The organism is Pleurocapsa minor HA4230-MV1 (assembly GCA_019359095.1).
Taxonomy (GTDB): Bacteria; Cyanobacteriota; Cyanobacteriia; order Cyanobacteriales; family Xenococcaceae; genus Waterburya; species Waterburya minor.
Genome location: JAHHHZ010000030.1, coordinates 1 through 12,343 on the forward strand (window position 1 = coordinate 1; position 12,343 = coordinate 12,343).

The 12,343-nt window shown below is 46.1% G+C and carries 16 protein-coding genes; 15 read left to right on the forward strand and 1 reads right to left on the reverse strand.

Going from position 1 to position 12,343, the window contains the following annotated elements; genetic code table 11:
• On the reverse strand, positions 1-219 hold the full coding sequence (locus KME09_21370) for a hypothetical protein (GenBank protein MBW4536489.1): 219 nt from the start codon (positions 217-219) through the stop codon (positions 1-3).
• 112 nt (positions 220-331) lie between these two features.
• On the opposite strand from KME09_21370, the gene KME09_21375 reads away from it, so the two are divergent.
• The 15 genes from KME09_21375 to KME09_21445 all read left to right on the forward strand — a co-directional run bounded on the left by KME09_21375 (position 332) and on the right by KME09_21445 (position 12,316).
• Positions 332-1,237 carry an AraC family transcriptional regulator gene (locus tag KME09_21375; protein ID MBW4536490.1) on the forward strand — a complete coding sequence of 302 codons (906 nt, stop codon included), beginning with the start codon at positions 332-334 and terminating at the stop codon, positions 1,235-1,237.
• 110 nt (positions 1,238-1,347) lie between these two features.
• Positions 1,348-1,647 (forward strand): hypothetical protein, encoded by a 300-nt coding sequence (locus KME09_21380; GenBank protein ID MBW4536491.1) that lies wholly within the window; start codon positions 1,348-1,350, stop codon positions 1,645-1,647.
• 46 nt (positions 1,648-1,693) lie between these two features.
• Complete coding sequence (locus tag KME09_21385; protein ID MBW4536492.1) at positions 1,694-4,387, forward strand: PAS domain S-box protein; 2,694 nt, start codon at positions 1,694-1,696, stop codon at positions 4,385-4,387.
• A gap of 4 nt (positions 4,388-4,391) precedes the next feature.
• Positions 4,392-5,021 (forward strand): response regulator transcription factor, encoded by a 630-nt coding sequence (locus KME09_21390; GenBank protein ID MBW4536493.1) that lies wholly within the window; start codon positions 4,392-4,394, stop codon positions 5,019-5,021.
• A 231-nt stretch (positions 5,022-5,252) separates the two neighbouring features.
• Positions 5,253-5,852, forward strand: a complete 600-nt coding sequence (locus tag KME09_21395) for an ester cyclase (protein MBW4536494.1) — start codon at positions 5,253-5,255, stop codon at positions 5,850-5,852.
• Between the two features lie 171 nt (positions 5,853-6,023).
• Positions 6,024-6,203, forward strand: coding sequence for a hypothetical protein (locus tag KME09_21400; GenBank protein ID MBW4536495.1), 180 nt, complete (start codon positions 6,024-6,026; stop codon positions 6,201-6,203).
• Between the two features lie 2 nt (positions 6,204-6,205).
• A complete protein-coding gene (locus tag KME09_21405) occupies positions 6,206-7,012 on the forward strand; it encodes an NAD(P)H-dependent oxidoreductase (GenBank protein ID MBW4536496.1) in 807 nt (268 codons plus the stop codon).
• Positions 7,013-7,242: 230 nt separating this feature from the next.
• Positions 7,243-7,800: a thioredoxin domain-containing protein gene (locus KME09_21410; protein ID MBW4536497.1), complete on the forward strand. Its 558-nt coding sequence runs from the start codon at positions 7,243-7,245 to the stop codon at positions 7,798-7,800.
• Between the two features lie 80 nt (positions 7,801-7,880).
• Complete coding sequence (locus KME09_21415; protein MBW4536498.1) at positions 7,881-8,384, forward strand: ester cyclase; 504 nt, start codon at positions 7,881-7,883, stop codon at positions 8,382-8,384.
• 46 nt (positions 8,385-8,430) lie between these two features.
• Positions 8,431-9,003, forward strand: a complete 573-nt coding sequence (locus KME09_21420; GenBank protein ID MBW4536499.1) for a DUF1211 domain-containing protein — start codon at positions 8,431-8,433, stop codon at positions 9,001-9,003.
• A 162-nt stretch (positions 9,004-9,165) separates the two neighbouring features.
• The gene (locus KME09_21425) at positions 9,166-9,567 is read left to right on the forward strand and encodes a hypothetical protein (protein ID MBW4536500.1); all 402 of its coding nucleotides are present in this window, start codon (positions 9,166-9,168) and stop codon (positions 9,565-9,567) included.
• Positions 9,568-9,637: 70 nt separating this feature from the next.
• Positions 9,638-10,015 carry a nuclear transport factor 2 family protein gene (locus KME09_21430; protein ID MBW4536501.1) on the forward strand — a complete coding sequence of 126 codons (378 nt, stop codon included), beginning with the start codon at positions 9,638-9,640 and terminating at the stop codon, positions 10,013-10,015.
• A gap of 55 nt (positions 10,016-10,070) precedes the next feature.
• Positions 10,071-10,397, forward strand: a complete 327-nt coding sequence (locus KME09_21435; protein MBW4536502.1) for a zinc-binding dehydrogenase — start codon at positions 10,071-10,073, stop codon at positions 10,395-10,397.
• Between the two features lie 88 nt (positions 10,398-10,485).
• Entirely contained in the window at positions 10,486-11,313 is an 828-nt protein-coding gene (locus tag KME09_21440) for an SDR family oxidoreductase (protein MBW4536503.1), read from the forward strand.
• Positions 11,314-11,452: 139 nt separating this feature from the next.
• Positions 11,453-12,316: a hypothetical protein gene (locus tag KME09_21445; protein MBW4536504.1), complete on the forward strand. Its 864-nt coding sequence runs from the start codon at positions 11,453-11,455 to the stop codon at positions 12,314-12,316.
• Positions 12,317-12,343: the final 27 nt, after the last annotated feature.

Here is a 12,343-nt window from a genome sequence, read left to right on the forward strand (position 1 = left end):
CTATCCAGAAGTATTGGTTGAGATTGAGGCAACAGCAGCACTGACGTGACCCATCACGGCGATAAACTCGATTGGTGTAGCGATCGCCAATTCATCCGTGTGCCGATTGACCAAGACTGCTAGTTCTACACATTTATCGCTCGCTTGCTGGGGTGGCAAAATCTCTCCAATGGTAGAAGCATCGAGCGCAAGATCGTAATTCAATATTTTGATTGTCATGTTGCACTCCTGACTGCGAATTAAGTCTAGGATGGACTTTTGTCACAGGCTGAAAAAATCAGAAGCGTTTATTGTTTAGGCTAACTTGTACAATTAGATGAAGATAAATCCAATGACCAATACCCTTCTTAAACCCAGTGAACTGAGCCAACGACTCAATAGAACCTCGGCGCTGTCTAGTCAGCAGTTAGGCTGGAATGGCATTTTGGTTGAGCAGCACCAATATTCTTCAATTCCTGACAAAGCAGAAGAAAAAGAACTTCCTGCCTTATCCGATCATTGGCTGATCTTACCCCTAGGACATCCTAGTTACTTGAGCCAAAAATCGGAGAATTGCTTGCATGAATCCTTCTTTCAAAAGGGAGACAGCCTTTTAGTTCCTGCTCAAAAACCAACCTACTGGCGCTGTCCAGCAAGTCAGTTACCCTCGACAGAACTAAATATTCATATACAGCCAGAATTGATCGCACAAGTTGTTAAATCCTCTCAAATTGATACAGAGGAGATAGACCTCGCGAATAATTTTCGTAAGCAAGACTTGCAGCTTCATCAGATCGCAATGCTACTTTTAGCTGAGTTGCGATCAGGTGGCATAATGGGACGATTGTATGTCGAATCATTGACTCAAGCATTAATCATTCATCTGCTGCGACATTACTCTGAGGTCGCACAAATAATTACATCCCAGAACAGAAGCTTAACTAGCGTTCAGTTGCGGCAAGCAATCGATTATATTCACACGAACCTCGATCGCGATTTATCACTGGTTGAACTAGCAAGCGTTATCAATATCAGCCCAACTTATTTCGCGAGTTTGTTTAAACAAGCAATGGGAATTTCGCCACATCAGTATGTAATTGAACAGCGAGTGGAACAAGCGAAATTGATGCTCTCTAAAACGGACTTAGCGATCGCGGACATTGCCTTACAAGTTGGTTTCTCCAGTCAAAGTCATCTGACACAACAGTTTAAGCGATTTACTGGCATGACACCAAAGCAGATTCGCCCTCGATCGTAAGAATTTGAAAGAAGTCAAGCATTAAAATTCAGTAAGCTGTAGTTGTTATGCTTTTCCACGCAAGGACTTAGACACGATGAGAGAGCAACTGATTAATCCACCACAACTCTATGATGGAAGACTGCACGGACTCGGGGACACCTCACGTTTTTGCTGCTACCGGGGATCAGCCAGCACGGGGATTAGTCGTAGCTGCGCCCAGTGCCTTTGCTCGATTGGTTGCCACAGTTGAAACCCAAGAAAGGGCAGATACACTGGATATGGAGTTGTTTGATCGCATTTCTGCCGAGATCGGCGACGAGATTTTGGGACCGCCTGGAACCTTACCCCCACTGCTACAGAAATATAGTCATTGGAAAACCTTCAAAAAATCTACCCAGAAGCTTTATTTTCTAAAGTTTGGCAAGTGATATACTTTGGGAGAAGGCCGACAGTCCCTCGTCTGGGGAGCGTTTAATGATTACCCTGCCTAGAATGATCCATCTCGACCAATTAATTGCCACGTTGATGCAGGTGGTGATAGAAAATGCAGGAGCCGAAACTGGCGCTCTGGTTCTCTTGGAAGATGATCGACTCACCGTGGTTGCTCAATGCAGCCGAAATAGACAATGTAACCTGGAAAAGCTTGCTGTTGCTGACTGTGCAATGATTCCTGTCTCTGTCATTCACTTGGTAGAACGCACTCAAGAAGTTCTGGTGTTTGATGATGCAGTCAGCGAATCGTCTTTTTCAACTGACCCTTACATTCAACAGCAACAGACGCGATCGCTCCTTTGTATGCCAATTCTCAAGCAAAGTCAGCTGCTCGGCATCCTTTATCTGGAGAACAATCTTAGTATCGGCGTGTTTACCAGCGATCGCTTACAAGTCCTCAAACTGTTGATTTCTCAAGCAGCGATTTCATTAGAAAATGCTCGGCTACATGAACAGTTAGCAGACTATGCCAAAACACTGGAAAGGAAGGTAGAAGAGGGAACGCAAGCCTTACAGCAGCAGATCGCTGAACGTCAACAAACCGAAGCTACATTGAGGCAAAGTGAAGCAAATTATCGCAACCTGCTACAAACTGCGAATTCAGTCATCATTCGTTATGATCCGCAAGGACGGATTCGATACATCAACGATTATGGGATAAAACTCCTGGGCTATGAAGAACATCAGATTGTAGGGCGAACCGTATTTGAAACCATCATTCCAGAAGCCGAACTCTCTGGACGCGATATGAGACCCTTTGTCCATGATTTACTTCGCAATCCTCAATCGTACCCGAAAGGCGAGGGTGAAAACTTGTGTCGAGATGGGCGGCGAGTTTGGATGGAGTGGTCGAATCAAGCCATCTTCAATGAGCAGGGAGATGTAGTCGAAATCTTATCAGTGGGCAATGACACCACCCAGCGGAGACAAGTAGAAGAAGCATTACAACGCAGTGAAGCCAAGTTTCGCAATATTTTTGAAAACTCCCAGGTCGGCATATACCGCACCCGCACCTGTGATGGATTAATTCTCAATGCCAATCAACGCTTTGCCGATCTGCTTGGCTTTGATTCGCCAGAAGAGATCATTGGGCTTGAACACACTACAGACTTTAATGTAAATTCCAACGATCGCCAACAATTCATTGAGGTGCTGAAGCGGGATCGGGAACTGCGAAGCTATGAAATCCAGATGCGAAAACGAGATGGTACAGTGTTCTGGGGACTTTTTTCTTCTTATCTCAATGCAGGCGATGACTACATCGAAGGGGTGATTGCCGATATTAGCGATCGCAAACAAGCAGAAGCCGCTCTACAAATGAGTGAAGAGCGACTGCGCTTAGCCTTAGCCGCTTCAAATCAAGGACTCTACGATCTCAACATCGAAACTGAAGAAGTCGTGGTTAACCCAGGATACGCTTTAATGCTGGGCTACGATCCAGCAACATTTCACTTGACCAAATCTACGTGGATTGAGAGTTTGCATCCTGATGACAGAGAATCAATGGTTGCAATTGACAATGGTTTTATTACTGGAGAAGTCCCCAACTATCGAGCAGAGTACCGCCTGCGTACCCAGGATGGTCAGTGGAAATGGATTTTTTCTGTCGGCAAAATTGTTACCTGGAATGCATCCGGTGAACCCATCCGAGTGTTGGGAGTTTGTATAGATATCGATGATCGCAAACGAGCAGAAGCAGCGTTGCAAGCCTCTGAAGCAGAACTGCGAGCACTCGTTTCAGCCATTCCCGATCCGCTGTTTGTCCTTACTGCTGAAGGGCGACTGGTCGAAGCAGTCGAAGTGAAACCGAATCAGTTGTATCGACCTATTGAGGAGCAGATTGGTCAAACACTGCACCAAATTTTTGAAAAAGAACAAGCCGATGAATTTCTGGGTTACGTTCGGCAAGTACTGAGAACCCAACAAATGCTCACAGTTGAGTACAGCTTGCGGACAGCCGAACAAGAAACCTGGTTTTCGGCTCGCATTGCCCCGATTCGGCACGAACAGGTGATTTGGCTGGCACGAGACATCACCGCTTGCAAACGGGCAGAAGCCGCTTCAATTTTGTCAGAACGCAACCGCATGGCACGCGAAATTCACGATACACTCGCTCAGGCGTTTACAGGTATTTTGGCTCAGGTAGGTGCTGCAAACCAGGTGCTAACGGATGATTTAGAAGCAACTCAGGCACACCTGGATCTGATTAAAGAATTGGCACGAACTGGACTGTCTGAAGCGCGGCGATCGGTCGTCGCGCTTCGTCCTCAGCTTTTGGAGGAAGGCAGTTTGCAGAGTGCGCTACATCGTCTCGTGGCTCACCTCAGAACTGCCGCATTGGATGCCACATTATACTATGAGATCGAGGGTGCAGTGTATGCTCTACCCAGTGAAGTCGAGAGTAATCTACTGCGGATTGGGCAGGAAGCATTAACGAATGCTACTAGACACGCCAATGCTGACGAAATCAGAGTGGAGCTAGTCTACAATCGCGATCGGGTTTGCTTGTGTGTCAAAGACAATGGACGAGGCTTTGGAGTTGGGAGTATTCCATCTTCTGAGGGTTTTGGTTTACTCGGCATGAGCGAACGAGCAGAGCGCATCGGCGCACAACTCACGATTCGGAGTCAACCTGGACAAGGAACAGAGATTATTGTCACCGTCAATCGGGAGTAGCACGATGAGCCAAGCCACGACCATTCGGATTCTGATTGCGGACGATCATGCCATTTTTCGGCAAGGATTAGCCACGATTATTAACCGTGACCCAGATATGCAGGTGATTGCCCAAGCTGAAAATGGGGAACAAGCGATCGCGCTATTTGAGCAATACCAACCAGATGTTACGCTCATGGATCTGCGAATGCCAGAAGTGGAAGGAGTTGCCGCCATCAGTGCAATTTGTGCGATCGCTAAATCTGCTCGGATTATAGTCCTGACCACGTATGATAGTGATGAAGACATTTATCGGGGATTGCAGGCAGGCGCAAAAGGATACCTGTTGAAAGAAACTGAGCCTGACGAACTGCTGAATGCCATTCGTACCGTTCATCGGGGTCAGAAGTATATTCCGCCCCATGTGGGAGCAAAGTTGGTACAGCGCCTCAGCAATCCAGAACTGAGTGAAAGAGAATTAGAAGTACTCCGCTCACTGGCACAGGGGATGAGCAATGCCGAGATTGCTGATGCTTTGAGTATTGGTGAAGGCACGGTTAAATCCCATGTCAATCGAATTTTGAATAAATTAGATGTGAGCGATCGTACCCAGGCGGTGATTGTTGCGGTTAAGCGCGGTATTGTCAGTTTATAGGGTTGTACTTTCGATCAGATTTGGATTCTAACTTAAGTTAGAGCCAGCCTTCTACTCTACGATGGCAGGGTTACTCTATCAATTTGTACTGTAAAATTTTTAACTTGCTATAGACGACAGCTTGAAGGCGATTGCTTATATTGAATTTATACAAACACTGTAAGAATTTGAGAGAAGTCAAGCATTGGAAATTAATACACTCTTAGATAGATAGAGCCAGGAGAACTCAACATGGTTAAACAGCAATCTGTAGACAACCAAACTTCTTTACAGGCGATCGCCAACCTAACACCAGCCCAGGAGGTTTTGCAAGCAGTCTGGGAAGCGCATGTGCAGTCCGAGTTTGTCAGTCACAACACTGAAGATGCCCTCGCTACTATGGTTGAGGATGCTTACGTTAACCACATTCCGGTTATGACTGGGGGAGTCGGGAAACCAGCAGTAGGCGAGTTTTATTCCAAATACTTCATCCCACAGATACCGCCAGACTTGGAGCTAATCCCGGTTTCGCGCACGATTGGAACGGATCAACTCGTCGATGAAATGGTTGCTAAGTTCACTCATACTATCCAGATGGACTGGATGCTACCGGGTGTTGCTCCGACCGGGAAACGGATTGAGGTGCCAACGGTCGCGATTATTCGGTTCCGTGACGGCAAGTTAGCCCATGAGCACATCTACTGGGATCAGGCGAGTGTACTGGTTCAACTCGGCTTGCTTAATCCTGGTACGCTGCCCGTTGTGGGCATTGACAGTGCGCGTAAGGCGCTCGATCCGAACTTGCCCTCAAACACATTAATTCATTGCGCCAGCGATGGCGACTCAGGATGAAATACAACACCGGCATTTCTCACTAACAGATTAGTAACCTGGTAGTAGTGCCATCCTAGCTGTCTTGCGCCAATTTCTTGAAAACAACACACTGTCTATTTTGACTTAGCAGTCAAAATAGAGTTAAACATAAGCTCTATCTAGCTTTCAGTGATTGGGATCGCAAAACTTGTGAGCAATGCGGGTGATAGCACTGTGGGGGAACAACGGGCGGTGCTTGAAACACATCGGCAGGAGGTTAAGGAGCGACTGTGTGAACTCAGTTGCCATTTGGAAGCGATTGAGAAAAAAATCAATCGCTGTAAACAAGAGGAACAAATTAAGTACTTTAAGGAAATTGAAAGAAGTTAACTATGAATGTGCTAATTGTCTATGCTCATCACGAACCCAAGTCCTTTAATGGCGCACTGAAAGACATCGCTGTTGAGGTTTTGACCGAGGTAGGCCACCAAGTAAAAGTGTCGGATTTGTATGCCATGAATTTCAAAGCCATTGTCGACCGGGCTGACTTTAAGGAGATGCTAGAGCCCGACTATTTGAAGTACGGGATTGAGCAGCGACATGCTTACGAGAACGATGCGCTAGCTGACGATATCAAGGCTGAACAAGAAAAGCTGCGTTGGGCAGACTTGCTAATCCTCCAATTTCCAATTTATTGGTTCTCGGTGCCCGCCATTCTCAAGGGCTGGGTGGACCGGGTGTTCACGACGGGCTTTGCCTACAGCAAAGGTATGTCTTACGACACTGGCGGATTGAAAGGCAAGCGAGCAATGCTTTCGTTCACTACTGGCGATCCGTTCGATACCTTTGCCCACAACGGTCGTCATGGTGATATAGACATAGTGCTTTGGCCAATTCAGAACGGTATTCTCCGCTTTGTCGGCTTCGATGTTCTACCTCCATTTATTGCTTGGTCTGCTGCCAGCGGGGGTCAAGAGATTCGTGAGCGCCACTTGGTTGACTATCGTGGCAGACTTCTTGCCCTAGACAGGACGGAGCCGCTATTTTTTCATTTAGCAGAGGATTACAACGAGTCGTGGCGGCTTCGACCAGGCATTGAAGCACGTACACCGGGGCAGAGAACGATGACCCGAGATGAGTGTGTAAGCTTACGGAATGCTCAAGTCTTGCAACTAGGAAGTTCGCTTCTTGCAGAATAGCAATATCCGCGCAACTCTCGATTTAGCCCAATCCCTTGAAACCTTTGAGAAAGCTGTTGTCTTAGCTTTAGTGCTTAGAGATATATCTGAGTAGGATGGGCGAATACTCAAACAACGAGAACAGCAGATTAGACAAGCAGCTGGCATACTTCACCAAAGGACATAAACAGTAGCGACTGAATTATCAAAAGGTGGCTACAAGGTTCCATGTTTGATGCAGATGTATAAAAATGAACGACGATCGCAGTCACAGTTCCTTACTTGTCCCACCTTCAACCCAAGATTGGATGCAAGGTGTGCTGAGTGCCAAGGTCGTGCTGGTGATGTATGGAGATTATCAAGACTCCAAAAGTGCGGACATTTACAAGATGATTAAAGCGATCGAACGAGAGCTTAATGCTTCTTTAGGAGAGGATTATTTATGCTTTATCTTCCGCCATTTTCCGCAAACACAGATCCATCCTCATGCTCAACGGGCAGCCCAAGCTGCCGAAGCCGCCGCTGCCCAAGGACAGTTTTGGTTAATGAATGATACTTTATTTACCCATCAACGCAATTTGGAGAATGGTTATCTTGTCGAGTATGCCAATGATTTAGGGCTTGATATCCCTCAGTTTCTCAAAGACCTGTCTAAGCAGGTGCATATCAATCGTATCAATGAAGACATCAAAGGTGGAATACAGAGTGGAGTAACGACTGCCCCAGCCCTATTTATCAATCACATTCGATATACCGAACGCTGGAAAATGACAGAGTTGATGACAGCTATTGTTGCTGCAAGTCACTAAGCTCTATTCATATCTGACTTGTTTGTTAATGCTAGTATCCGCGATCGCCCTTACTACAAAAATCAGGAGGTTACACCAACATGGTTCAAGAGCAAACTGTAAATAAACCAGAAAATGTACAAGAAACTCCCAACCTGACACCCGCTCAGGAAGCCTTGCAAGCAATCTGGGAAGAGCACTTGGGGTTCGAGTTTGGCACTCACAGCACCGAAGATGCTCTCGCTACGATGGTTGAGGATGCTTACGTTAACCACATTCCAGTAATGACTAAGGGAGTTGGGAAACCAGCACTACGGGAGTTTTATTCTAAATACTTTATTCCACAGATGGCACCAGACACCGAGCTAACTCCGATCTCACGCACGATCAAAACGGATCAACTCGTCGATGAAATGGTTGCTAAGTTCACTCATACTATTCAGATGGATTGGATGCTACCAGGTGTTGCTCCGACTGGGAAACGGATTGAAGTGCCAGTGGTCGCGATTATTCAATTTCGTGACGGCAAGATAGCCGATGAACATCTCTACTGGGATCAGGCGACTGTCTTGGTTCAAATCGACTTGCTTGATTCTGAATTCTGAGAATTACAGATGATTAAATCCATGATTTTAGCAGGGACATATTGACATGGAAAAAGGAAGATTGACAGCATTCAGTGATGGTGTCATCGCCATCATCATCACGATTATGGTACTGGAACTGAAAGTACCCCACGAAGATAATTTAGCTACATTACGTCCGCTAATTCCCGTATTTCTAAGCTACATTCTTAGCTTTATCTATTTGGGAATTTATTGGAATAACCACCACCACTTATTTCAGGTAGTGCAGTATGTTAATGGTCGAGTTTTGTGGGCTAATCTGCACTTACTGTTCTGGTTGTCACTCATTCCCTTTGTCACTGCCTGGACGGGGGAAAGTTACTTCACCGCTTTACCCGTTGCCTTTTATGGTGGTGTGATGTTGTTCAGCGCAATTGCTTATTTGATTCTGACTGTGACTCTGATTGCTCATCACGGTCAACATTCGGCGATCGCGATCGCGATCGGGAGAGATTTTAAGGGCAAGGTATCAGTGGTGATTTATGCCGTATCGATTCTCCTCGCCTTTGCTAATTCATGGCTAGCTTTTAGTCTTTATGTATTGGTGGCAATGATGTGGTTGATTCCAGATCGTCGGATTGAAAAAGCAATGCGCTGATTAAAGTATCGTCAGACTGCCATCTATGCCAATAACCTGCAAGATTGACAATGAGGCTCAATCGCATAGACTCACGCAATTTGCCCATCTCAGAGGTAATCAATGACTACCACAGCACTCCATCTCATTCACGATTTCAAACGTACTCAACAAAGGAACACAATGAATAAACCAAAGTTTTTTGTCACCCCTGGTTATGGGGAACATATGCTGAATGAATTGCATTACTCGCAAGCGGTAAAAATTGGCGATCGCGTAGAGACATCAGGACAAGGCGGCTGGGATGACAATCTGCAAATTCCCGAATCGCTTGCGGACGAGATTGCTCAGGCGTTTCGGAACGTAGAGCGAACCTTGGCAGCTGCCGGTGCAGGTTGGGAGCATGTTGTTCATGTCAATTCTTACCATGTTGGAGGGTTTCCTCCAGAGGTTAACGATGTGATGGTCAAGCTATTTCGTCATTACATGCCCAACCATGCCCCAATTTGGACAGAGGTAGGAGTTGCAGCTCTTGCACTTCCAACGATGCGGATTGAAATCCGCGTTACTGCAATCACGAGCTAAAACTGATAAGGACGCGCTGAGAGAGAAACTGATCCGTTAAAGTATCCACTTGAACCAAGGAGAGATTCAAATGTCAGAGAAAAATAAAGCAATTTTATTAGAGGGAAATGCGGCGATCGCTGAAGGCAATAATGAAGGATTTTTGTCGTTCTGCGCCGACGACATGGAATGGACGTTTGTAGGCGACAAGACTCTTCAAGGAAAAGAAGCTGTTCGCCAATGGATGACAACGACATACCTAGAGCCGCCAAAGTTTATGGTCGCGAACTTAATCGCTGAGGGTGATTTCGTCACGGCAGTTGGCAACATCACAATGAAGGACGAAGACGCGAAAGCGGCTCATTACTCATACTGCGACATCTGGCGCTTTCACGGCGGTCAGATTATCGAATTAAGGGCTTTCGTCATCAAAACGGAGGTCAAGAATGAAACCAGCAGCGCGACGTAAATAATCTGCAGAAGATTACGTAGAAGTCATTCGTCAACAAACAAATGGACTGGGTGTGGATTTAGTTCTAGATACGATCGGCGGAGAAACAATTCAGCGTAGTCTAGAAATCATTCGTCTCTTCGGTAGGCTTATAAGCATTGTAGACATTGCAACACCGCAATCGCTTCTTGAAGCATGGAGCAAGAATCTGACGATTCATTTTGTTTTTTCACCCCAGTACCGAGCAAAATTAGAGGCTTTGACAAAACTAATCGAGCGTCATCAGCTTCGCCCAGTGATTGATTCAGTATTTTCTTGGGATCAGGTCGTTCTGGCGCATCAGCGTATAGAGCAGGGAGGAACACGGGGCAAAGTTGTGCTGAAATTTACAGAAAATTAGACCAGCTTTACAGCGTTGGTAATTGCTAAACGGATCGGAGTTTGATTGTGTGCTGAAGGTCAATATTGATTAGAACAGGAGAAACAGAATGATACTACAAGATAAAGTGGCTTTAGTTACTGGGGGAACATCAGGAATTGGCAGAGCAACTGCGATCGCTTATGCCCAACAAAAGGCAAAAGTGGTTGTTGTGGGTCGTCGAATTGATGAAGGTGAAAAAACGGTTCGATTGATTCAGGATGCTGGCGGAGAGGCTATTTTTGTGCAAACAGATGTCACGAAAGAAGCCGATGTTAAAGCAATGGTTGATAAAGCGGTTGGCGTTTTTGGTCGGTTGGATATTGCCTTTAATAATGCAGGAATGGGCGGCGAAAATCCCTCATTGATTGAGCAAACAGAAGCTGAATACGATCGCACTATGAATGTCAATGTCAAAGGTGTTTGGTTGTCGATGAAATATGAAATTGCTCAGATGTTGAAACAGGGAAGTGGTTCGATCGTCAATATGGCATCTGCGGTTGGAGTCGTTGCACTTCCTAACATACTCCTCTACACCGCGAGTAAACATGCGGTAGTAGGCTTAACAAAAGCTGCTGCGCTCCAATATGCCAAAGCGGGTATTCGCATCAATGCCGTTGCACCAGGGTCAATCCAAACAGATATGTTTGAAGCTGCTGCGCTCCAATATGCCAAAGCGGGTATTCGCATCAATGTCGTTGCACCAGGGGCAATCCAAACAGATATGTTTGAAGCAGTTACAGATGAAGCCAAAGCTTACTTGACAGGACTTCACCCGATCGGACGAGTTGGCACACCGCTTGAAGTTGCAAATGCAGTCCTGTTTTTATCATCTGAGATGGCATCGTTCGTAACAGGTGAAACGTTGATGGTAGATGGTGGGTATGTAGCGCAGTAGTCGATCGGCAGTGCGAGATGACAACACTTGCAGGCAAAGTTGCAAGCTGTAGCCAATTAGATTAGGACACAGACTATAAGTCAAGATAGTCGCCGTAAAACAACCATCATTAATCACGTAACTAAAAAGGAGTTTGCTTGTGCAGAACATCACACTTGACACTATCACTGAAGCCGTCATTAATCATGGCGATCGCGGCAAATCTCACCCGCGACTCTATGAAATTTACACGAGCTTGGTTCGACATTTGCATGACTTTGTGCGTGAGGCGAATCTAACTGAATCAGAATTGCAGCAGGGACGTAATTTTCTCAACCAGGCAAGTCATCACACTCAAGAGATTCCCACTGGAGAGATCCATATGTTGACGGATCTACTCGGAATCTCAGAGTTGGTAGAATTGCTGCACGATGCCCATCGTAGTACAGAAAGCAATTTAGAAGGACCATTGTATGTGCTGAATGCACTAGAACGGCAGATGGGCGATCGCTTGGGTATTGATACAGAAGGAGATTCGCTTTTCCTGTCAGGCAGGGTTTTAGATTTGAACGGTCAACCGATCGCCAATGCTCTGATTGATGTTTGGCAACCCAATTCCCAAGGATTATATGATGTCCAAGAGCCATCTCAGCCGTTGGGGAATTTTCGCGGACGTTTCAAAACGAACAAGAGTGGAAAGTATATGTTTGAAACCGTCGTGCCACTAGGTTACAAAGTGCCAAGCAGTGGTCCATGTGGCGAGTTGCTAGGACTCTTGGGACGGCATCCCTGGCGGGCGGCTCACATCCATTTCAAACTCAGTGCTCCGGAGTACACTCCGCTGACAACACAAATTTTTATTGCTGGCGATCCTCACCTGGATTCAGATACGACCTTTGCAGTGCGATCGGCGATCGTTCAATTGCAAAAGCACGAAGCACTAGACGAACTCAAGGCACACAATCAAAGTAAACCGTTTTACACGACTGAGTTTGATTTTGTGTTGAAACCCGCTACTCTCTAGGGGAGAATCATCAAGCAATGGTTGCAC

Bases quoted from the DNA above. Each gene is read 5' to 3' on its own strand.
- KME09_21425 (MBW4536500.1), top strand. From the start codon at position 9,166: ATGAATAAACCAAAGTTTTTTGTCACCCCTGGTTATGGGGAACATATG.
- KME09_21405 (MBW4536496.1), top strand. From the start codon at position 6,206: ATGAATGTGCTAATTGTCTATGCTCATCACGAACCCAAGTCCTTTAAT.
- KME09_21420 (MBW4536499.1), top strand. From the start codon at position 8,431: ATGGAAAAAGGAAGATTGACAGCATTCAGTGATGGTGTCATCGCCATC.
- KME09_21440 (MBW4536503.1), top strand. From the start codon at position 10,486: ATGATACTACAAGATAAAGTGGCTTTAGTTACTGGGGGAACATCAGGA.
- KME09_21410 (MBW4536497.1), top strand. From the start codon at position 7,243: ATGAACGACGATCGCAGTCACAGTTCCTTACTTGTCCCACCTTCAACC.
- KME09_21380 (MBW4536491.1), top strand. From the start codon at position 1,348: ATGATGGAAGACTGCACGGACTCGGGGACACCTCACGTTTTTGCTGCT.
- KME09_21395 (MBW4536494.1), top strand. From the start codon at position 5,253: ATGGTTAAACAGCAATCTGTAGACAACCAAACTTCTTTACAGGCGATC.
- KME09_21370 (MBW4536489.1), bottom strand. From the start codon at position 219: ATGACAATCAAAATATTGAATTACGATCTTGCGCTCGATGCTTCTACC.
- KME09_21390 (MBW4536493.1), top strand. From the start codon at position 4,392: ATGAGCCAAGCCACGACCATTCGGATTCTGATTGCGGACGATCATGCC.
- KME09_21415 (MBW4536498.1), top strand. From the start codon at position 7,881: ATGGTTCAAGAGCAAACTGTAAATAAACCAGAAAATGTACAAGAAACT.
- KME09_21430 (MBW4536501.1), top strand. From the start codon at position 9,638: ATGTCAGAGAAAAATAAAGCAATTTTATTAGAGGGAAATGCGGCGATC.
- KME09_21385 (MBW4536492.1), top strand. From the start codon at position 1,694: ATGATTACCCTGCCTAGAATGATCCATCTCGACCAATTAATTGCCACG.
- KME09_21375 (MBW4536490.1), top strand. From the start codon at position 332: ATGACCAATACCCTTCTTAAACCCAGTGAACTGAGCCAACGACTCAAT.